Source organism: Bacillus sp. FSL K6-0972, from assembly GCF_037976035.1.
GTDB lineage: Bacteria > Bacillota > Bacilli > Bacillales > Bacillaceae > Bacillus > Bacillus haynesii.
On the sequence record NZ_CP150260.1, the window covers coordinates 3,605,551 to 3,627,237 of the forward strand.

General features: G+C 48.1%; 20 protein-coding genes. 15 read left to right on the top strand and 5 right to left on the bottom strand.

Annotated features, from left to right (window positions below; all coding sequences use genetic code 11):
* Window positions 1–102 precede the first annotated feature (102 nt).
* On the bottom strand, window positions 103–711 hold the full coding sequence (locus MKX80_RS18435; protein ID WP_076788851.1) for a trimeric intracellular cation channel family protein: 609 nt from the start codon (window positions 709–711) through the stop codon (window positions 103–105).
* Window positions 712–835: 124 nt separating this feature from the next.
* Here MKX80_RS18435 and MKX80_RS18440 point away from each other — a divergent pair, with 124 nt between their 5' ends.
* Window positions 836–1,381, top strand: coding sequence for a GrpB family protein (locus tag MKX80_RS18440; protein WP_234112275.1), 546 nt, complete (start codon window positions 836–838; stop codon window positions 1,379–1,381).
* Window positions 1,382–1,460: 79 nt separating this feature from the next.
* Here MKX80_RS18440 and MKX80_RS18445 read toward each other — a convergent pair whose 3' ends face one another.
* The 4 genes from MKX80_RS18445 to MKX80_RS18460 form a co-directional block, all read right to left on the bottom strand.
* The gene (locus tag MKX80_RS18445) at window positions 1,461–1,946 is read right to left on the bottom strand and encodes a GNAT family N-acetyltransferase (RefSeq protein WP_234112276.1); all 486 of its coding nucleotides are present in this window, start codon (window positions 1,944–1,946) and stop codon (window positions 1,461–1,463) included.
* 98 nt (window positions 1,947–2,044) lie between these two features.
* Window positions 2,045–2,458, bottom strand: coding sequence for a disulfide oxidoreductase (locus tag MKX80_RS18450; protein WP_048350388.1), 414 nt, complete (start codon window positions 2,456–2,458; stop codon window positions 2,045–2,047).
* Entirely contained in the window at window positions 2,448–3,143 is a 696-nt protein-coding gene (locus MKX80_RS18455; RefSeq protein WP_154995250.1) for a thioredoxin domain-containing protein, read from the bottom strand. The genes MKX80_RS18450 and MKX80_RS18455 overlap by 11 nt, the downstream gene beginning before the upstream one ends.
* Window positions 3,144–3,268: 125 nt before the next feature.
* A complete protein-coding gene (locus tag MKX80_RS18460; RefSeq protein WP_182070062.1) occupies window positions 3,269–5,380 on the bottom strand; it encodes a heavy metal translocating P-type ATPase in 2,112 nt (703 codons plus the stop codon).
* A gap of 255 nt (window positions 5,381–5,635) precedes the next feature.
* Between MKX80_RS18460 and MKX80_RS18465 the strand changes: the two genes are divergently transcribed.
* The 14 genes from MKX80_RS18465 to MKX80_RS18530 all read left to right on the top strand — a co-directional run bounded on the left by MKX80_RS18465 (window position 5,636) and on the right by MKX80_RS18530 (window position 21,684).
* On the top strand, window positions 5,636–6,862 hold the full coding sequence (locus MKX80_RS18465; protein WP_234112277.1) for an ABC transporter substrate-binding protein: 1,227 nt from the start codon (window positions 5,636–5,638) through the stop codon (window positions 6,860–6,862).
* A gap of 26 nt (window positions 6,863–6,888) precedes the next feature.
* On the top strand, window positions 6,889–7,782 hold the full coding sequence (locus MKX80_RS18470) for a sugar ABC transporter permease (protein ID WP_154995256.1): 894 nt from the start codon (window positions 6,889–6,891) through the stop codon (window positions 7,780–7,782).
* Window positions 7,779–8,600: a carbohydrate ABC transporter permease gene (locus tag MKX80_RS18475; protein ID WP_182070060.1), complete on the top strand. Its 822-nt coding sequence runs from the start codon at window positions 7,779–7,781 to the stop codon at window positions 8,598–8,600. Before MKX80_RS18470 ends, MKX80_RS18475 begins: the two co-directional genes overlap by 4 nt.
* A gap of 21 nt (window positions 8,601–8,621) precedes the next feature.
* Complete coding sequence (yicI, locus tag MKX80_RS18480) at window positions 8,622–10,931, top strand: alpha-xylosidase (protein WP_182070059.1); 2,310 nt, start codon at window positions 8,622–8,624, stop codon at window positions 10,929–10,931.
* 15 nt (window positions 10,932–10,946) lie between these two features.
* On the top strand, window positions 10,947–13,892 hold the full coding sequence (locus MKX80_RS18485) for a glycoside hydrolase family 3 C-terminal domain-containing protein (RefSeq protein WP_268385673.1): 2,946 nt from the start codon (window positions 10,947–10,949) through the stop codon (window positions 13,890–13,892).
* Window positions 13,893–14,116: 224 nt separating this feature from the next.
* Window positions 14,117–14,860 (top strand): metal ABC transporter ATP-binding protein, encoded by a 744-nt coding sequence (locus tag MKX80_RS18490; protein ID WP_154995265.1) that lies wholly within the window; start codon window positions 14,117–14,119, stop codon window positions 14,858–14,860.
* Window positions 14,860–15,720, top strand: a complete 861-nt coding sequence (locus MKX80_RS18495) for a metal ABC transporter permease (protein ID WP_268342681.1) — start codon at window positions 14,860–14,862, stop codon at window positions 15,718–15,720. Before MKX80_RS18490 ends, MKX80_RS18495 begins: the two co-directional genes overlap by 1 nt.
* Window positions 15,721–15,747: 27 nt before the next feature.
* Entirely contained in the window at window positions 15,748–16,677 is a 930-nt protein-coding gene (locus MKX80_RS18500; RefSeq protein ID WP_154995267.1) for a metal ABC transporter substrate-binding protein, read from the top strand.
* Between the two features lie 103 nt (window positions 16,678–16,780).
* On the top strand, window positions 16,781–17,041 hold the full coding sequence (locus tag MKX80_RS18505) for a four-helix bundle copper-binding protein (RefSeq protein ID WP_268342682.1): 261 nt from the start codon (window positions 16,781–16,783) through the stop codon (window positions 17,039–17,041).
* Window positions 17,042–17,150: 109 nt separating this feature from the next.
* Window positions 17,151–17,930: a MurR/RpiR family transcriptional regulator gene (locus tag MKX80_RS18510; protein WP_003185233.1), complete on the top strand. Its 780-nt coding sequence runs from the start codon at window positions 17,151–17,153 to the stop codon at window positions 17,928–17,930.
* A gap of 83 nt (window positions 17,931–18,013) precedes the next feature.
* Window positions 18,014–18,928, top strand: coding sequence for a 1-phosphofructokinase (gene pfkB / locus MKX80_RS18515; protein ID WP_182070055.1), 915 nt, complete (start codon window positions 18,014–18,016; stop codon window positions 18,926–18,928).
* Window positions 18,929–18,941: 13 nt separating this feature from the next.
* The gene (locus MKX80_RS18520) at window positions 18,942–20,342 is read left to right on the top strand and encodes a fructose-specific PTS transporter subunit EIIC (protein ID WP_268310667.1); all 1,401 of its coding nucleotides are present in this window, start codon (window positions 18,942–18,944) and stop codon (window positions 20,340–20,342) included.
* Between the two features lie 6 nt (window positions 20,343–20,348).
* Window positions 20,349–20,807, top strand: a complete 459-nt coding sequence (locus MKX80_RS18525; protein WP_154995275.1) for a PTS sugar transporter subunit IIA — start codon at window positions 20,349–20,351, stop codon at window positions 20,805–20,807.
* Between the two features lie 25 nt (window positions 20,808–20,832).
* Window positions 20,833–21,684, top strand: coding sequence for a tagatose bisphosphate family class II aldolase (locus MKX80_RS18530; protein ID WP_182070053.1), 852 nt, complete (start codon window positions 20,833–20,835; stop codon window positions 21,682–21,684).
* The last annotated feature ends 3 nt before the right edge of the window (window positions 21,685–21,687 follow it).

Consider the following 21,687-nt stretch of genomic DNA (forward strand, 5'->3'; position numbering starts at 1 on the left):
AATTTTATGTTAAAATACACTTCATCTTATCATATAACCTTTGGTCAAATCAATATAAAAAGCCGATTTTTCAATCAACGAAAAATCGGCTTTTTTTCTATTTCAGCTGTGGGACCGCAACGAACGGTTCGGCAGCTTCCAGTTAAACATGTACGAACATACACGGCAAGCGACCAGCAAAGCAAACAGGATATACAACGTGAGCGGCTTCTCCGCCCAGCCCATGCCGATAATGAATCCGCCCAAAGCGGCCCAAACGGCGTAGATCTCGGTTTTCAGCACAAGCGGCTTTCTTCCGGCCAAAAGGTCACGGATCATTCCGCCGCCGCTTCCTGTTAAGACCGCCGCAACGATCACCGCGCTGACCGGATGATTCATGTGAACGGCATAAAGCGCTCCCTGTATCGCAAATGCGGCAAGACCGATCGCGTCTGAAAAGCTCCCCCAGGTGCTCCAATGCTTTAACAGGAGCTTCGGAAACAAAAAAACGATCGTGATCGACACAAGAGCGATTAGAAACAGACTCCCCTGCTCCCACAAGGCGGACACCGGGACTCCGATGAGCAGATTTCTGATCGCCCCTCCGCCGAACGCCGTCACAATCCCCAATATATAAACTCCTAAAATATCATACTCTTCTTCCATTGCAACGATCGCTCCGCTGATCGCAAAAGCGACGGTTCCGATGATGCTCAACACTTCCCAAGCCATCTAAGATGTCCTCCATACTAAACTTCAATCTTTTTGATTTTATAACTTCTACAACCTTTAAATCAACCCTATCTGAATCAAAATATCTTATAATATAGAAAGACGTTTTTAAAGGGGTGGAAACATGGAACAGGAGATCATCATCGAAAAAGCGAAAGCCGAGTGGGCGCACGAATTCGAAACTGAAAAACAGCGGCTCACGGATGTCCTCGGAAAAAAAGTTCTCGCAATCGAACACATCGGCAGCACCTCTGTTCCCGGCCTTGCTGCAAAACCGGTGCTCGATCTGATGGCTGGCATCAACAGTCTCAGCGAAGCTTCAGCATGGATCGAACCGCTTCAGCAGCTCGGTTATGAGCATGTATTTCACGAAGCCTTCCCGGCCAGGCGCTTTTTTCGAAAAGGAATGTGGAGGGCAGGCACACACCATCTGCACGTATACGTTTTTCAAAGCGAAGAATGGAAAAATCAGCTGAGATTCCGAAATTATTTAAGAAAGCACTCCGTCGAACGGCAAGAATATGAAACATTGAAAAAAACCTTGGCGCGGCGTTTTCCATATGACCGCACCTCCTACACAAAAGGAAAAGAGGCGTTCATCACAGCTGTGATTGAGAAAGCAAAACATTTGGAAAGGAGCGGCCCGCATGCTGAAAAAGACAAAACATAAATTGCTTACAATAGCCATCGCCTTCATTATGGCGGTTTTGTTATACTACTATGTCCAAGTCACGAAGTGAAAGCTGGTATTATACGTGCAAGGCCATTCGGACCGTTTTGAGGATATGCCCTTCAAAGTCTTCATCATATTCGGAGACATCCTCAAAACCCTTCGCCTTGTAAAAGTTTTTTCCGGTGCGGTTTTCTTTTTCAACCTCTACAAAGATCTTTTTCACTCCCTCCAAATGTTTTATCCCCTCTTCCAGTAATGCGGTTCCGATGCCTTTTCCTTGGTATTCCGGAGCTAAATAAATGGCCGCGAGATAGGCTTCCCCTCCTTCTCTGGCAAAGGAGTAGTTGGCAAAGCCGACGATTTTTCCGTCCGCTTCTGAAACGAGCATTAACGAGTGTTCCAAACGCTGCAGCATTCTCTCATCATTGTACGCTTTCTGCAAAAATTTCTCTTGAATATCGAAAGGGATTATCCCTTCATACGTATGATTCCAGCTTGTTTTGGCAATCCGCTGTACTTGACGGATGTCTTGCTTTTTCATTTTACGAATCTTAAACTCCACCCTCATCATCCTTCTCATCCATTTGATAATTTCCAAATATTATAACATTTATTCTATTGAACAGGTAAAAAAAAAAGCATTGTCAGACAATGCTCTTTTTACTCGTCTTTCCCCTTGAGAAAGCACATAAAAATGATAATCAAAATAAATGCAATAAGGGCGAGAAACGGAATCGTGATGAAACCGAACCAATTGATATACTGCCCTGAACAAGGCACTCCTGTGACACACGGTTTAATGCCGTTGAATCCGGGAATTTTTTGTTCCATGTAATGCATCAGGGAAATGCCTGCGCCGATCACCGCCATCGGCAGCACGTATTTTTTCACGCGGGCATCGCCCTGAAATGTCGCAATTCCGAGGATCAGCACGAGCGGATACATCATAATCCGCTGATACCAGCACAGTTCGCAAGGAATGAATTTACGGATTTCGCTGAAGTACAAGCTGCCTAGCGTCGCCGTTAATGAGACGATCCAAGCGCCGTACAGAAAAAACAGTTTATTTTTCATCAGACTGGCCTTTCAGCTCTTTGTCGATCGTTTCTTTGATTTTGTCATAATCAAACGGTTTGTCGATTTTTATGCCGTTGACAAAGATCGTCGGCGTCGAGTCTACACTGTATTTACTGATGAGCGAATTGTCCGTTTTTAATTGCTCAGAGAACGTCTTGTCATTTAAGCTGCTGACAAGCTTATCGCGTTTGATTTTCGTATTCGCTTCCGTGATGTCCGCCAATTTTGCAGGTGTCGCCCACTCGTTTTCCATCGTGTCATTGTCAGGCTGTGCTTTGTACAGTGCTTCATGGAATTTCCAGAATGAATCCGGATCTTCCTTCCATACTTGCTCGGAAGCGAGGGCGCTCAATTCAGAGCCTCTGCCGTGCTGTTCATTGACGAAGTTAATATATGAAAAATTAACTTGATCTTTATCGATGTAATCCTTTTTCAAATCCGGAAAGACGGTCTCAGTCCACTGTTTGCAGCTGGGACACTTGTAATCTCCGAACTCCGTGATCGTTACAGTCGCATCTTTGTTGCCAAGAAGCGGCTGTCCTTCAGTTGAAGGCTTGTCATCAAAGGTTTGCGAAGCATTTTGGGTTTGATTGTTGATTACGACAAGTGCGCCGATCAGAAAAACGACCACGACTGTCATAATCACTGCAAATTTCATCGGTGACTGCTGTTTCTTCTTCACTTAGACACCTCATTATTTTTATTTTTTAGTATGCCAGTTTGATAACCTCTTTCATTTTAACAAGACAAGCCGCATTCGTGAAGATGCTAAAAAAGGAATTTCCAATTCATTAGGTGGTAAAAAAGTTACATTTCTTTCACTTTTAAAACCCTCATCGCATTTAAAACGGCCAGAAGGGTAACACCGACGTCTGAAAAGACGGCTTCCCACATCGTCGCGATACCAAAAGCACCCAGGATGAGAAAAATGCCTTTAACACCGAGTGCAAAGATAATATTCTGCCAGACAATCGTTCTCGTCCGCTTGGCAATGTTGATGGCTTCAGCAATTTTTGAAGGCTGATCGGTCATGATCACAATATCAGCCGCTTCGACTGCCGCATCAGAGCCGAGGCCTCCCATGGCAACTCCGATATCCGCTCTCGCCAAAACCGGCGTATCGTTGATGCCGTCTCCTGCGAAAAGCAGCTTTTCTTTTGGAAGCTTTTGCTTGTCAAATGCTTCAATGCGGTCCACTTTGTGCTGCGGAAGAAGCTCTGCATGCACTTCATCAATGGACAGTTCCGAGCCGACCGCCTCGCCGGTTTCTTTCGCGTCGCCCGTCAGCATCACCGTTTTTTTAATACCCGCTTTTTTCAAAGCAGAGATCGCACGCTTGGCATCCTCTTTGATTTCATCTGCGATGACAATCGAGCCGATAAACGTATCGCCGGCGGCTACATAAACAACGGTTCCAATTTCGCGTTCCTCTTGATACTGTATACCGGCTTTCTTCATGAGCTTGGCATTGCCGGCCAACATGACGGCTCCGTCTACAACCGCTCTGACGCCGAAGCCGGCCGTCTCACTGTAATCCTTGATGCGATCCGCTTGGACTTCCTTCCCGTATGCTTCCCGGATCGACTCGGCGATCGGGTGGCCTGAGAAATGTTCGGCAAGCGCCGCATATTCAAGGAGTTCATCTTCTTTGACACGGCCTGCCGGCGACAGTTTAACAACGGCAAATTCGCCTTTTGTTAAAGTGCCTGTTTTGTCAAAAACGGCGTATTTGACATCATTCAGCGCTTCTAAATAATTGCCGCCTTTCACGAGTATACCTGCTTTTGACGCCGCTCCGATGCCGCCGAAAAAGCCGAGCGGAATGGAAACGACGAGCGCGCACGGACAAGAAATGACCAAAAAGACGAGAGCGCGGTACACCCAATCCGACAGCATGGCGTCGGAAATGATCAGCGGCGGGACGAAAGCGAGAAGAAGCGCGACTATGACAACAAAAGGTGTGTAGTACTTGGCGAATTTGGTGATAAAATTCTCTGTTTTCGCTTTTCTGCTGCTGGCATTCTGGACGAGGTCAAGAATCTTTGAAACGGTTGATTCACTGTATTCTTTGTCCACTTCCACTTCAAGCACGCCGTTTTTGTTGACAAATCCGCTCAGTACCTCTGCGCCTGGCGCGGCTTCTCTCGGAACGGATTCTCCGGTTAATGCGGACGTATCGACAAGCGATTTGCCTGCTCGCACTTTGCCGTCAAGCGGCACTTTCTCTCCGGGCTTGACGATGATGACATCGCCCGCTTTGACCTCATCGGGAGATACTTTGACCGTTCCGCCTTCCGTTTGAAGATTGGCATAATCGGGACGGATGTCCATCAAATCGCTGATCGATTTCCGGGAGCGGCTGACCGCGGCTCCCTGGAACAGCTCGCCTATTTGATAGAACAGCATAACCGCCACACCCTCGGGATACTGCTGAATAATAAATGCACCCAGAGTGGCGATCGTCATTAAAAAGTGCTCATCAAAAACCCGGCCGCGAAAGATGTTTTTGACGGCCCTTAATACGACATCACCGCCGATGATTAGATAAGCAAGGAAAAAGAGAAGCCACTCAGCTGCGGACCCGCCGGGAAGCAGAAAGCCCGCCGCACCGAGAACGGTTCCTGCAACCAGTCTTGCAACCGTTTTTTTAAACCGTCCATCGCCTTCGGAGGGAGCCTGTTTTGTCCCTTCCTTCAACGTCACATTGACGTGCGGCTCAATCTCGGTTACTTTTTTCTTTATTTTTGAAGGAATGTCTTCGCCGCTGTTTTGGTCGACTTTGACAGTCAGCGTGCTTGTTGCAAAATTGACAGAACACGCTTCAATCCCCTTCATACCGGCTATTTCATGCTCGATTTTTTGTGCGCAATTGCCGCAGTCGAGACCGTTTAACATGTATTCCTGCTTCACCTTTTCCATCTCTCTCACCTTTCTTTTTCAGCGCCGGGCTTTATTTTATATATGAGCATATACGCATATATTATATACCCTTATTATATGCTTCATCCGAAAAATGTGTCAATCGATCTTTGTTCTCATACGCATCAGGGCTGTTTCCGTGTTTACCCTGCTTTTCGCTTGTGCAAAACTCTGCTGGCATATCGGAAGCGATGCCCAAATATACTTAGTTTAGCTACTAAACTAACAAGCTTTTTGCATAAGGAGTGAACGTTTTTGAAAAAATCGTCTCTGATGATCATCTGCCTCGCCTTTCTTCTCGTTTTTTCGGCAGGCTGCAAAAGCGGCAACGACACCGGCACCGGCGCAAAGCATGCGGAAGAAATAAAAGTCTGGGATTACTTCACCGGTAAGCAGCAGGAGCTTTATCATGAGCTTGTCGAACAGTACAATCGGTCTCAGGACCGGTACAAAGTTGTAACGGAGTACATTCCTTTTAATGAAGTGAAAAAGCAGCTGTCTGTCGGGGCAGCCGGCAATGCTATGCCTGACGCCGTTTTCCTTGACAATGTCGACAATGCCTCATTCGCCGCCATGGGCGTGCTCGAAGATTTGACGGAGAAAATCGATCAATGGGGGCAGGATGACCAGTTTTATGAGGGGCCGCTATCATCAGCCGTATATGAAGAGAAGTACTACGGCATCCCTTTCGCAAGCAACGCGCTTGCCTTGTTTTACAACAAAGACCTCTTGAAGGATGCAGGGATTTCCGAGCCGCCTGAAACGTGGAGCGACCTGAAAAAAGCAGCGAAGAAAACGAGCAAAGGCCAAACGAAAGGATTTGCCCTGTCAGCTGTCAAATCAGAGGAAAGCGCTTTTCAATTTTATCCGTTTCTTTTGTCTTCCGGAGCAGATCTAAAACAACTGAATTCAAAAGAAGCAGCCTCTTCTTTGCAGTTTTTAACGGACCTGGTAAAGGAAGGCGCAATGAGCAAGGAAGTGTTAAACGCCACCCAGGATGATCTGGCCAGACAGTTTGCAGCAGGTCAGCTCGCCATGATGATCAACGGCTCCTGGAACATTGAACGGCTGAAAGAAGCCGGGCACTTAAATTACGGAATTACCTATATCCCGAAAGATCAAACATTCGCTTCCGCCCTCGGCGGGGAAAACATTGCGGTCGTTAAAGGAAAAAACACCGACGGCGCCTGGGATTTTATCACTTGGCTGATCGACCCTGAGCGGCTCGAAACGCTGACAGTGGAAACAGGTGTATTCCCGCCGCGTAAGGATTTGCTCGAATCATCCAGCCATTGGAAAACAGATGACAATTTAAAAGCCTTCATTCCGATCATGGAGATCGCATCAGCCCGCGGCCCTTCGAAAGACTGGCCGAAAATTTCGGAAGCTTTGCAGACGGCCCTGCAGGAAGCATTGAGCGAAAGCAAAACGCCGAAAGAAGCGCTGGATGAGGCCGCACAAAAAATCAGTGCCTTAAACTAGCTTTAAGCGCACGAAGGAGTTTTGACATGATCAGAACCATCGTCCGTAAATGGGAAGGGTACTTCTATTTGTTTCCGGCAGTTCTTTTTATGCTTGCTCTTATCGGTTATCCTCTCATCTACAACATGATTCTCAGCTTTCAAAACGTGTCGCTTGCAAATATAGCCTCACAGGATATCAGTTTTATAGGAATCGACAATTATCAGCGGCTTGCCCAGGATAAAGTATTTTGGGCATCTATAAAAAACACGCTGCTTTACACGGCCGGAAGCGTCGTTTTTCAGTTTGCAATCGGCTTTTTGCTCGCTTTGTTTTTCAGCATGAAGTTCCGGCTTGCCCCGTTTCTCAGGGGATTGATGATGGTGAGCTGGCTCATTCCGCTGACGGTTACGGCGCTTTTATTCAAGTTTATGATGGCTTCAAATGAAGGAGTGTTCAATCAACTCCTCCTATCATGGGGAGTGATCGACAATCCAATCCCCTGGCTGTCAGACCCGAACATTGCCATCTGGTCCGTTATCATCGCCAACATCTGGGTCGGCATTCCCTTTAACATGCTGCTCATATCCGCCGGTCTCAGCTCCCTTCCGGAAGACGTCTATGAAAGCGCAAGCCTTGACGGCGCAAATGCTTTTCAGAAATTCATCCATCTGACCCTGCCTTTATTGCGGCCGGTAATCACTGTCGTCATGATGCTCGGCTTCATTTATACGTTCAAAGTGTTCGACCTTGTGTTTGTGATGACTGGAGGCGGCCCGGTGCACGCAACTGAAGTCCTGTCAACCGTCAGCTACCGCTACTCCTTTGACGAATTTCAATTCAGCATGGGAGCAGCAAGCGCCAATGTCCTGTTTTTTATTCTTCTTTTGGTCAGTCTTGTCTATTTGCGGCTGATCAAAAAAGATGAGGTGATGTCATGAAAACGAAGCAAAAGGAATGGCTCTTTAACATCATCGGCGTCCTCATTACGGCCGGCTTTTTATTCCCCGTTTACTGGATGATCGCCACGGCTTTCAAAAGCGATGCAGAATTGTTTAAAACACCGCCTTTATTGTGGCCCGAGACATTCCGGACGGCCGGTTTTGAAGCTGTGTTCACTTCAGGCATCGCCGGATACTTTTTGAACAGCCTGCTGATTTCCGGGACTGCTGCCGTCATCGTTCTCATATTGGCCGTTCCTTCCGCCTACGGCTTGGCGCGCTTTCGGATCAAGGGCAAAAAAATGTTTATTTTACTGTTTCTCATCACGCAAATGCTGCCTGCCACCGTTGTTTTGACTCCGCTGTTTATCGCCTTTAATCAACTGAACATGTTAAATACGTATATCGGACCGATTTTGACGGGGGCAACGCTCGGTGTTCCTTTTTCGGTTTTAATGCTCAGAACCTTTTTTCTCGGAATCCCCAAGGACCTTGAGGATGCGGCCAAAATCGACGGCTGCAGCCGTTTTACCGCATTCATCCGCATTATTTTGCCTATCAGTGTGCCCGGGATTGCCGTCAGCGGAGCGGTTTCCTTCTTTTTCACATGGGGAGATTTGATTTACAGCATGACATTCAACCGAAATCAGGAGCTGTGGCCGCTGACGGCCGGCATTTACAATGTGATCAGCCAATACGGAATCCAGTGGAATGATCTGATGGCATTTGCCGTTTTATCGGTTCTGCCTGTCATCATCATTTTTATACTGCTTCAAAAGCAGCTTGTGAAAGGACTTATCAACGGATCCATCAAGTAAAAAGAAAGGGTGTTTTCGATCATGAAATTTTCAGACGGCTACTGGCTGACGCGGGAAGGATATCACATCAACACGCCAAAAGAAGCCTACGACCGAAGGATTGATCAGCAATCATTGACCGTATACGGGCCTGTCAAAGCGGTTCAAAAGCGCGGAGACACGCTGGACACCCGCATGCTCACCGTGAGATTTTCGAGTCCCCTTGAAGACGTGATCCGTGTGCAAGTGTTCCATTTTCAAGGGGAAACGCCTCGGAAACCCGATTTTCAGCTGCATATGACAGACGTTGAACCGGTCATCTCCGAACACGATGAGGCGCTTACCTTCCAAAGCGGCAGCCTATGCGTCGAAGTGAGCAAAAACGGATGGGGCTACCAATTTTCACGTAATGGACAGAGCCTGACCGCAAGCGAATCGAGCAGCCTCGCCTATATCACGAGCGATGACGGGCGCACCTTTATGAGGGAACAGCTCAACATCGGCGTCGGCGAATTGATCTACGGCCTAGGCGAGCGTTTTACGGCTTTCGTGAAAAACGGCCAAACCGTAGACATCTGGAACCAGGACGGCGGAACAAGCACGGAGCAGGCGTATAAAAATGTGCCGTTCTATTTGTCAAACAAAGGGTACGGTGTTTTTGTCAATCATCCCGAGCTCGTCTCATATGAAATTGGTTCTGAAGTCGTATCCAAAGCGCAGTTTTCGGTCGAAGGAGAATCGCTTGACTATTTTGTCATCAGCGGCGCCGAACCAAAGGATGTTTTGAAACGCTATGCGGCGTTAACGGGAAAACCGGCGCTTCCCCCGGCCTGGTCTTTCGGCCTCTGGCTGTCAACATCGTTCACAACCGACTATTCTGAGGAGACCGTGACCCGCTTCATCGACGGAATGAAGGAACGCGGCATCCCGCTCAGCGTGTTTCATTTTGACTGCTTCTGGATGAAAGAATTTGAATGGTGCAATTTCGAATGGGATGAACGATATTTTAAGCAGCCTGAAGCCATGCTCAGCCGCCTGAAAGAAAAGGGTCTGAAAATATCCGTCTGGATCAACCCTTACATCGCTCAAAAATCGAAGCTCTTTCAGGAAGGAAAAGAAAACGGCTACTTCTTGAAAAACAGCCGCGGAGATGTGTGGCAGTGGGACCGGTGGCAGGCCGGAATGGCAATCGTCGACTTCACCAATAAAAAAGCGCGTGACTGGTATTGTTCAAAGCTTGAAAGCCTGCTCGACATGGGGGTCGACTGCTTCAAGACCGATTTCGGAGAACGGATTCCGAGAGACGCAGTTTACTTTGACGGATCAGACCCCGACAGAATGCACAATTATTATTCTTTTTTATACAACAAGACCGTATTTGACTTGTTGAAGCAAAAGCGCGGCGAACGGGAAGCGGTCGTGTTTGCAAGGTCGGCGACGGCCGGCGGCCAGCAATTTCCCGTACACTGGGGCGGGGATTGTTTTGCCAGCTATGATTCAATGGCTGAAAGCCTACGCGGCGGCCTGTCGCTTTCCCTTTCAGGCTTTGGCTTCTGGAGCCATGATATCGGCGGATTTGAAAGCACGGCAACAGCCGATTTGTATAAGCGCTGGACCGCATTCGGCCTCTTGTCCACGCACAGCCGCCTGCACGGGAGCGAATCATACCGCGTTCCGTGGCTGTTTGACGAAGAAGCGGCCGATGTCATGCGGTATTTTGTCAAACTGAAGCACAGGCTGATGCCTTATTTGTACGCCGCTGCACATGAAGCGCACGCTGAAGGCATTCCAATGATGCGGGCGATGCTCCTCGAATTTCCCGGAGATAACACTTGCCACTGGCTTGACAGACAGTACATGCTCGGCGGAAGGCTGCTCGTCGCGCCCGTTTTTCAGGAAGACGGCGCTGTCCGTTATTATTTGCCAAAAGGCACTTGGACACACCTTTTGACGGGAAAGGAGACGGAAGGCGGAGAATGGAAAGAAGAACAGTACGGTTATATGGGGCTTCCCCTGTTTGTCAGGGAAAACACGCTGCTGCCGCTCGGGCAGGAATCCGGGCGACCTGATTATGATTATCTCGACGATGTGACGTTCTGCCTTTACCAATTAAAAGACGGCTGCACAGCCGAACAGACGATTTACAATGAAAAGTGCGAAGCAATGACAGTCAGAGCTTCACGACATGAAAATACGATTACCGTAAAAACAACAGGCGTCCAAAAGAAATGGAAGCTGCTCATCCGCGGTCTTTCTGTCACCTCGGTTATTAACGGAGCTGCGGAAGCGCTTCAGGAGGGAACAGCGATTCAGCCAAAAGAAATGGATCGGGATGTCTTCATTTATTTCTAAAAAGGAGTGATCAGGATGCTGAAAAAGGTCCGCATCATCATGTTGGTCGCAATGTGCATGATCCTTTCCGCCGCCGGTTTTGATCCGCCGCAGCCCGCGGCCGCTAAAACCCAAGCTGATCAATATGAGTATCCCTTTCAAGATCCCAGTCTCCCTGTTCAAAAAAGGGTCAGCGACTTGCTTTCACGGCTGACCCTTGAGGAAAAAGTGTCACTGATGCATCAATATCAGCCTGCCATTCCCCGGCTCGGCATTCCCGCTTTTAAAACGGGCACAGAAGCGCTTCACGGCGTCGCCTGGCTTGGGGAAGCGACCGTTTTCCCGCAGGCTGTCGGGCTCGCGCATACATGGGACCGCTCGTTAATCAAACAAATCGGCTCAGCGGTCGGTGATGAAGTCCGCGGCTTCCACCACCTTGATCCTGCGGCAAACGGCGTCAACGTCTGGGCGCCTGTCGTCGATCTGCTGCGGGATCCAAGGTGGGGGAGAAATGAAGAGGGCTATTCCGAAGACCCTTTTTTAACAGGGGAAATAGCAACCGCCTATGCCTCCGGGTTAAGGGGTGATCATCCCTTCTATTTGAAAACAGTACCAACCTTAAAACATTTTCTTGCCTATAACAACGAAACAGACCGGGGATTCAGCTCCTCAAGCATTGATCCCAGGAACATGCATGAGTATTATTTGAAGCCCTTCGAAACAGCAATTTCCGCAAAAGCCGCATACAGCCTGATGCCAGCCTACAATTCTGTCAACGATAAACCGGCCATTTTGAGCCCGCTGCTCAACAGCACAGTCAAACGAAAATGGGCCGGAGACGATTTCTTCATCGTCAGCGATGCCTTTGATCCTTCAGGAATCGTCAATGATCATAAGTATTATGACAGCCACGAAAAAGCGCATGCCCATGCCGTAAAAGCCGGCATTGACAACTTTACGGATCAGGGAGAAAATCCCGAGCTGACGAAAAGCGCCTTAACTGGCGCCTTAAAGCAAGGCCTTATTTCTGAAAAAGACCTCGATCAAGCCTTGGCCAACACGTTCGGCATCCGTTTTCGCACGGGCGAATTCGATCCGGACGAACTCAATCCGTACAGCCGCCTGACAGATGACGTCATCAACAGTCCAAAGCATCAGCAGCTGGCGAAAAAAGCGGCTGAAAAAGCCATCGTTTTACTGAAAAACGATCGGGATCTGCTTCCCTTCAATACCCGAAAGAATGAAAACATCGCAGTCATCGGTCCGTTCGGAGATGCGCTTTACGAAGATTGGTACAGCGGAACGATGCCGTATCGGAAAACTCCGCTTGACGGAATCGCGGACAAAATTGGCAAAGACCGCGTCTCCTTTGCCGAAGGGCTGGAACAAAGCGGATTCAAATCCGCGCTGACCGGAAAGTTTGTAACCGCAGGCCGGGACGGCAAACAACCGCTCACAGCATCGGCTGACAAGCTTGAGAAAAGCGCGGCATTCGATGCGGCGGATTGGGGAGAAAGCATCTTCACCCTTCGCGCCCAAGCGAACGGTCTCTATGTCTCGCTTCAGGATGACGGCAAGCTGATCGCTGATCAGAAACAGCCGAACGGCTGGACTGTCAAAGAAACTTTCCAGTTTGAACAGCAGCCTGACGGGACATTTGCCATCAAAAATACGGCAAACGGCAAATATCTCACCGCCGGAAAAGACGGGACATTAACAGCCGCCGCCGAAAAGCCGGCAACAGCAGCGGAAAAGTTTTCAAAGACAATCATCAAGAGCGGTACGGATGAAGCGGTTCGGCTGGCAAAAGCCGCGGACAAAGCCGTCGTGTTCGTCGGCAACAATCCTTACATCAACGGCCGGGAAACCGAAGACCGGAAAGACATTACACTCCCTCCCGCCCAGGAAAATCTGCTGAAAGCCGTTTCTAAAGCCAATCCCAATACGGTGCTTGTCGTAACGGGCAGCTATCCGTTCGCTCTCAACTGGGCTAAAGCGCACATTCCTGCGATCATATATTCCGCTCACGGAGGCCAGGAAGCGGGAAGCGCATTGGCGAACATTCTCTTTGGAGATGAAAATCCGGGCGGACGGCTGACGCAAACTTGGCACACCTCAGTCAAAGAACTTCCGGATATGATGAATTACGATATCATCAAAGGGAAAAGAACCTATAAATATTTCGAAGGCAGGCCGCTGTATCCGTTCGGCCACGGGTTATCCTATACAGCGTTCCGCTACAGCGGTTTAAACGTTTCCTCTGACAGCATCAAAAAAGACGGATCTGTCACGATCCGCGTTAACGTCACCAACACAGGCGGGAGAAAAGGGGAGGAAGTCGTTCAGCTCTATACTTCTCCCCTATTTAAAACGCGTGTTAAACAACCGAATCTGGATCTGAAAGACTTTCAGCGGGTTGAACTGGCACCGAAAGAAACGAAAACCGTGACATTCAAGCTGAAACAGACAGACCTTACCTTCTGGGATGTGACGAGAGAAACGTTTGCCGTTGAAAGAGGGGCTTACAAAATATCAGTCGGCAGCTCGGCGGCGGACATCCGCAAGACAAAGCGGATTTTCGTCCAGGGTGAAACGATTCGGGAACGGAACTTGCGCCGGCAGACAAATGCTGAAAACTACGACGACTACAAAGGCGTGCTCATCACCGAAGAATCCAAATACGGCGGGGATGCGGTAAAAAACAGTACAACAAACGCGTGGATCGCCTTCCATGATGTCCGCTTCAAAGGCGAAAAAAGGATAAAAGCAAAGGTTGCAAGCAGCAGCGGCGGCGAAATCGGCATCTTCCTCGACCATCCTCAAAAAGGAAAACAAATCGGTTCGTTAAAAGTGCCTGACACATCCGGATTGCAAAACTGGAAAACGGTAAAAGCTTCCGTCCGAAAATCTGCAGGCACCCACCGCGTCTATTTTGTCTTCAAAGGGAAAGTTGCAATCGATGCATTTCAATTTGAACGATAAATCGGCAAATGAGAAATTTTTTAAAAGCCATGCAGCTTGATCTGCATGGCTTTTACCGTTTTTCAGCAATTTTAGCGCTTTACAATTTAGAAATGATATATTAGAATTCAATCAAAAGTTGCATTAGGTAAAAAAAATGTCACTAGGTAATAAAAAATTGCCGAAACAAAAATATTGTATGCAGGTTAACTTTCATATAGACATAGAAAGGGGTTAATGAAGCTATGAAACCCGCAATTACCGTAAAAGATTTATACGTTTCTTATCACGGCGCAGAAGCGCTTCACAATATCACTTTCTCGCTCGATCAAGGAATGATGGCGGGCATTATCGGACCGAACGGCGCAGGAAAATCAACGCTGCTAAAATCCATGCTCCAATTGATTCCAAAAGATAAAGGCGACGTCCGTCTGCTGGGAAAACCGCTCAAAGATGTACGCAAGCAAATCGCCTATGTTCCGCAGCGGAATGATATGGATTGGACGTTCCCGATCAATGTCCTCGACACCGTCATCCTCGGCACATATCCTGAACTCGGCCTTTTCAGACGTCCGAAAAAACGCGATAAAGACTGGGCATATCACTGTCTTGAAAAAGTCGGGATGGAAGCATATGCCAAGCGCCAGATCGGTGAACTGTCAGGCGGGCAGCAGCAGCGCGTTTTTCTCGCCCGGGCGCTCGCCCAAAAAGCAGAGCTGTTCTGTCTTGACGAACCGTTCGTCGGAATTGATGTGACGAGCGAAGAAATGATCGTCAGCATATTAAAGGAACTTCGTGATGAAGGAAAGACCGTTCTTGTCGTCCATCACGATTTAAGCAAAGCGGACAGCTACTTCAATGAATTAATTTTGCTGAACAAAGAGCTGATTCAAAAAGGCCCTGTCTCCGACATCCTCAATCCCGACGTGATGATGAAAGCCTACGAATCTCAGCTTCCGTTCCTGCAATCGAAAAGAGGTGCGATGTGATGGAGTTTATCCATGGTTTGATGCAATATTCGTTTCTGCAAAAATCGCTGTTCACCTCGATTATGGTGGGCATCATTTGCGGCGTCATCGGCTGCTTTATCATTCTCAGGGGAATGGCGCTGATGGGAGATGCGATTTCACATGCGGTTCTTCCGGGCGTCGCCATCTCTTATATGCTCGGCGTCAATTTTTTCTTCGGCGCCGTCTTTACGGGCATCCTGACGGCTCTCGGAATCGGCTATGTCAGCCAAAACAGCCGGATTAAAAACGATTCGGCCATCGGCATCGTATTCACGGCCTTTTTCGCCGTCGGGATCATTTTAATCACGCTTGTCAAAAGCTCAAGCGATCTGTACCACATCTTATTCGGAAATGTGCTGGCCGTTCGTTCATCAGACATGTGGATCACGCTCGTCATCGGAGTCATTATTCTTACCGCTGTCTTTTTGTTTTACAAAGAGCTGCTCATCACCTCTTTCGACCCGACGATGGCGGCCGTCTATGGTTTGCCGAACCGGCTGATCCACTACTTTTTAATGACGCTTTTAACAATGGTTACGGTCGCATCGCTTCAGACCGTCGGCATTATCCTCGTCGTCGCGATGCTGATCACGCCTGCCGCAACCGCTTATTTATTGACAGACCGGCTGTGGGTGATGATCTATTTGTCCGCTTTCCTCGGCGCTTTGTCAGCGGTCATCGGCCTTGGATTAAGCTATACGTACAACCTCTCCTCAGGAGCGGCAATCGTGCTCGTGGCTACGATTTTATTCGGACTTTCCTTTACGTTTTCACCGAAACAAGGCGTACTTTGGAGAGCAGTGAAATCAAGAAGAAAACGGGCAGCACTTCAACAATAACCGCCAAATAAAGGGGGAAAACAAAACATGAAATGGAAGCAAACACTAGCATTTGCGGCGGCATTGATTCTGCTTCTCGCCGCCGGCTGCTCCTCGAAAAGCAGCAGTGAAGAAAACGGAAAGCTGAAGGTCGTCACCACCTACTCCATTCTCTATGACATCGTCAAACAAGTCGGAGGGGATCACATCGATTTATACAGCATTGTACCTGTCGGAACAGACCCGCACGAGTATGATCCGCTGCCTAAAGACGTGCAAAAAACGACGGACGCCGATGTCGTCTTTTACAACGGCCTGAATTTGGAGACTGGGAACGGCTGGTTTAACAAGCTGCTGGAAACAGCTGAAAAAGACGGTGATGGCGCCCCTGTCTACAAGCTGAGCAAAGGGGTCAAGCCAAAGCATCTCACCGCTAAAGGAAAAGAAACGGAAGAAGATCCTCATGCATGGCTCGATATAGAAAACGGGATTCAATATGCAAAAAACGCAAGAGATGCGCTGATCAAAAACGATCCCGACCATAAAGAAGACTACGAGAAAAACGCGGAAGCCTATATCGGCAAGCTGCAAAAGCTTCATGATGAAGCGGTGAACCGCTTTAAAGATATACCGAAAGAGCGCCGCATCCTTGTGACAAGCGAAGGGGCTTTTAAATATTTCGCTTCGGCCTACGGCGTCGACGGAGAGTATATTTGGGAAATCAATACCGAAAATGAAGGAACTCCCGGTCAGATGAAAAAAATCGTTGACACAGTGAAGAAAAAGGACGTTCCGGCCTTATTCGTGGAGACAAGCGTTGACCCGCGCAGCATGGAAAGCCTGTCAGCGGAAACGGGCGTGCCGATTAAAGCAAAAGTCTTCACCGACTCGATCGGAAAGCCCGGTGAAGCGGGAGATTCCTATTATAAGATGATGAAAGAAAACCTTGACCGGATCCATCAAGGTCTCGCCGAATAACCGACGAACTGCTGTACACGATGTACAGCAGTTTTTTCGTATGTTTTCCCGATTTTAAAGCAGGGTACAACGAAGGAAAAACGTAGAAAAAGGAGTGTGTTTCGTGGAATCTGTATATGAGGAATGCATCAAAGCCTGCCGGGAATGTCTTGAAGCCTGCAATCATTGCTTTGACAAATGTCTGATGGAAGAAGACTCGGGGATGATGGCCGAATGCATCCGTCTTGATCGGGAATGCGCAGAGATGTGCGGTTTCGCAGTTCAAGCCATGACGCGCAACAGCCCGTATGCCGAAGACATTTGCCAGCTTTGTGCTGAAAGCTGTTTTGCATGTGCGGAAGCATGCAGAAAAATCGCTTCTTAACTTGAAATATCCGGCTCTCGGGCCGGATGTTCTTATGTCGGAAATGTTTATTTTTTCTCCTCCCCCCTTGCTAAACTGATACAATATGACTATAAAAGGGGGTTTTATTATGAAAGACAGCGTGTTTCAAATGACTTCTGACACATATCAGTCGCTCAGTGATTCAGAACGGCATTTGCTCGAGTACATTTATCAGCACTTGGATGTCATCGCCACTTTATCGATTGTCAAATTAAGCGAGGATGCAAATGTTTCAACAGCCACGATTGTCAGGTTAATGAAAAAACTCGGATATGACGGCTACACTTCTTTTAAGTATGCATTAAAAGAGAAACACCACCTCGGGCACGCTCCGCTAATGGATGATATTGACAGCCAAATTAAACAGGCCGTGTTAAAGAATGAAAGAGAAGTTCTGGATACGATTAAAATGCTTGATATCGGGTTGATCGAAGATGCCATTCAAAAAATCAGCAATGCCGAAAAAGTTTACATTTTCGCAAGAGGATTGTCTGAAATGATTGGGACCGAGATGACGATCAAGCTTCAGCTGCTCGGCAAAAACTGCGAGATGCACAGCGACCCGAATATTATCAGAGGCAAGTCAAAAACACTTGCCAAAAAAGACCTCGGCCTTTTTGTTTCCCTGAACGGTGAGACAGAAGAGCTTGTTGAAGCCGCTCAAAATTTCAAATTGCAAGCCATTTCCACCATCACATTAACGACCAGGATTGATTCGCGTCTTGCGAAATTATCAGAGATCGTACTGGTCGGGTTTAAAGGTGAACAATCATTTTTTCCCGATTATGAAGTCCGCTCTCGCCTCCCTTTGCAAGTCCTCTCCCGCATCATGCTGGACTCATACGTTATCCGCACCGCTCATAGCTGAAAACCTTTACACAACCTGTAAACATCCCCCCTTTTATCTGTGACATAATGTCTGTGAAGCCACAGATAAAGGGGGGATACAGCATGATCTATACATGCACGATGAATACCGCAGTCGACTTATTCGTTGAAACCGACGAGTTGCTTCCCGATGTCGTCAACCGCACTAAAGATGAAGATTATCAGCCAAACGGAAAAGGCGTCAATATTTCATTTATGCTCAAACGCCTCGGTCTTGACAATACCGCGCTTGGATTTACAGGCGGATTTACAGGGCGTTTTATTGAAAACGAACTGCTGAATGAAAAAATTGTCACAGACTTTGTCGAAGTGGAAGGCATCTCACGGATCAATATTTTTATCAATGCCACCCGGGAATTCAAGATCGTAAACAAAGGACCGCTCATATCTGAAGGCCGAAAACAGGAGCTGATCAACAAAATCCGTCAAATCCCGCCCGGCCGTTTCTTATTTATATCAGGCAGTCTTCCGAGAGGAGTCCCCGATGACATGTACCTTTCGCTTTCCGAGATTGCCGCCGAAAACAATCTGAAATTGATCTTGGATATCAGTTCTCCCATCCTATTAGATTGTCTTTCATACCATCCTTACCTGATTAAACCAAATGAACAGGAGCTGGCCGCCTTTTTCAGCCGGAAGAAAGCGCTGTCCGAAGAAGACATCATCCATTACGGAAACGAGCTTCTCGACCGCGGCGCTGAAAGGGTTCTCATTTCCCGCGGCAAAGATGGCGCCCTTTATTTGGACCGCCAAAGAACCTTAAAAGCGACCGCCGCCAAAGGCAAAGTTGTCAATACCGCGTGTGCTGGCGATGCCATGCTTGCCGTATTCGTCGGAAAACAGGAGCTTGGCTGTTCCGTTCCTGAAGCACTTAAGTACGCCTCTGCCGCCGGGTCCTTGACGGCATTCTCGAAAGGACTCGGTGATGTGTCCGAACTCGATCAAACAGCTTCACAAATTCAAATCACTCATTTATAAAGGGGGTTTTCTTATGAAAAAGTTTAAAATCATCGCGGCAACCGGCTGTCCAACAGGAATTGCCCATACATTTATGGCTGAAGAGGCCTTAAAACAGGCTGCCGCCAAACTGGGTGTAGAAATCAAAGTCGAAACACACGGGCAAATCGGCGTTCAAAACGAACTATCGCCAGAAGACATTAAACAAGCCGACGGGGTCATTGTCGCGGCAGACAAGGATGTAGGCGCCGAGCGTTTTGCAGGTAAACGTGTCCTTGACGTCCCGGTTGCGCGGGGCATCCGTGATGCAGAATCTTTAATTCGGACGCTGATGAACGGCGAAGCGCCGATTTACCGCGGACAAACAGCGGCAAAAACAGAGGATGAACCTAAAACAGGCGAAGCCACTTCTATCGGCCGTAAAATATATAAACATTTGATGAACGGGGTTTCCCACATGCTCCCATTTGTCGTCGGCGGAGGGGTTTTGATTGCACTATCCTTTTTATTCGGCATCCATTCAGCGGATCCTGAACATCCAAGCTACAACGCTTTTGCCGAATTACTGAATAAAACGGGCGCCTTCGGCTTCCAGCTGATGGTTCCGATATTATCTGCCTATATCGCCGATTCAATGGCTAAACGCCCCGGCCTGATCGTCGGTTTTATCGGCGGCATGATCGCCAGTACGGGTGGAGCGGGTTTTCTGGGCGGCATCGTATCCGGTTTTTTGGCGGGACTGATTATTTATGGTCTCTCGTATGCACTGAAAAAAATGCCTCAGTCCCTTGAAGGGCTGAAAGCAATTTTTCTTTATCCGGTTATCGGCATTTTTCTGATCGGTGCGGTCATGTTTTTCCTCGTGGAGCCGATGACGGCCATCAATGAAGGGATGAAGGACTTTTTAGCCGATTTTCAAGGGGCGAACCCCATCATTCTCGGCTTGATCATCGGCTGTATGAGCGCATTTGACATGGGCGGTCCGGTCAATAAAGCAGCCTATGTCACCGGAACTGCTCTTCTCGCTGAAGGGAACCAATATTTCATGGCAGGCGTCTCCGCCGCGTGTATCACACCGCCGCTCGTCATTGCGTTTGCCACTTTGTTTTTCCGCAAATATTTCAGTCAGCAGGATCGAAATGCAGGGCTTGTCAATTTTATTCTCGGCGCCACTCATATTACCGAAGGCGCTATCCCGTTCGCCGCAAAAAAACCGATCCCTGTCATTCCGATTTTGATGATCGGCTCTTCGGTTTCAGCGATATTAACATACTCATTCGCAGTTCAAGTACCTGCCCCGCACGGCGGATTCCTTGTACTTCCCGTTGTAACAGGAGCCTTTCAGTGGGTGCTGTCAATTATCATCGGATCGCTTATCGGCGCCTTCTTATTCGGCTTTTACCAAAAACGGACATATGAAAAAGAGAAAGGCTGATCAAACATGGGCACAGCAGCTTTAATCAAAAAAGAGCACATCTATCTTCAAGAAACGTTATCTTCCCAAGCGGAAGCTTTTGACCGGGTGGCTCAGATCGCATATGAATCGGGAGCCGCCAAAACAAAACAAGCGGTCATTCACGGATTGGCACAAAGAGAGGCTGAAAGCACGACCGGCTTTATCGACGGCTTCGCCATCCCCCATGCAAAACTGAAGGACATCACAGAAGCATCTGTCATCATCATTCAAAACCAGGCAGGAATCGAATGGAACGCGCTTGATCAAACGCCTGTCACATTTATCATTGCTTTATTGATACCCGATGCCGAGGCAGGCAGCACACATCTCAATCTATTATCATCGGTGTCTCGCATGCTTGTTCACGGAGATGCGAGGCAGCAGCTGCTTGATGCCTCGAGTCCTGACGACATTCTGAGCACCTTCTCGAGCTATATATCCTAATTTTGATTAGAAAGAAGGAATCGATATGCTGACAAATACGAAGAAAATGCTGCTGGACGCACAGACAAACGGCTATGCGGTACCGGCCTTTAACATTCACAACCTTGAAACCGTGCAGGCCGTGACAGAAGCTGCTGAAGCCTTAAGGTCCCCCGTGATTCTTGCGGCTACTCCCGGAACCTTCAGCTATGCAGGCCGCGACTATATTCAAGCGATTGCAGAAACTGCCGCCGCTCGCTGCTCGATCCCGGTCGCCCTCCATCTCGATCATCATGAAGAAATTGAAGATATTCGCGAGTCTTTATCATTAGGGACAAAATCTGTCATGATTGATGCTTCGCACCGACCATTTGCCGAAAATACCGCAATTGTAGCGAGTGTCGTTCAATATGCCCGGCAAAAAGATGCCACTGTAGAAGCCGAGCTCGGAAGGCTCGGCGGACAGGAAGACGATTTGATCGTGGATGAAGCCGACGCTTATTACACCGATCCCGATGCAGCAAAAGAGTTCGTCGAGAAAACCGGAATCGATTCGCTGGCGGTGGCAATCGGTACAGCCCACGGGCTTTACTCAAAAGAACCCAATATCGATTTTGACCGGCTGGCCGCGATTCAAAAACGGGTTTCAGTTCCGCTCGTCCTGCACGGCGCCTCAGGAATTCCGCAAGAAGATGTAAGAAAGTGTATCAAGCTCGGATGTGCAAAAGTAAATATCGCGACTGAATTAAAAATTCCTTTTTCAGATAAACTGCGCCGTTATCTGCATGAACACACCGAAGCAAGCGATCCAAGAAAATATATGGCCCCCGCCAAAGAAGCCATGAAAAAAATCGTCCAGGAAAAGATTTTGATGTGTATGAGCAATGACAGATATTAATAC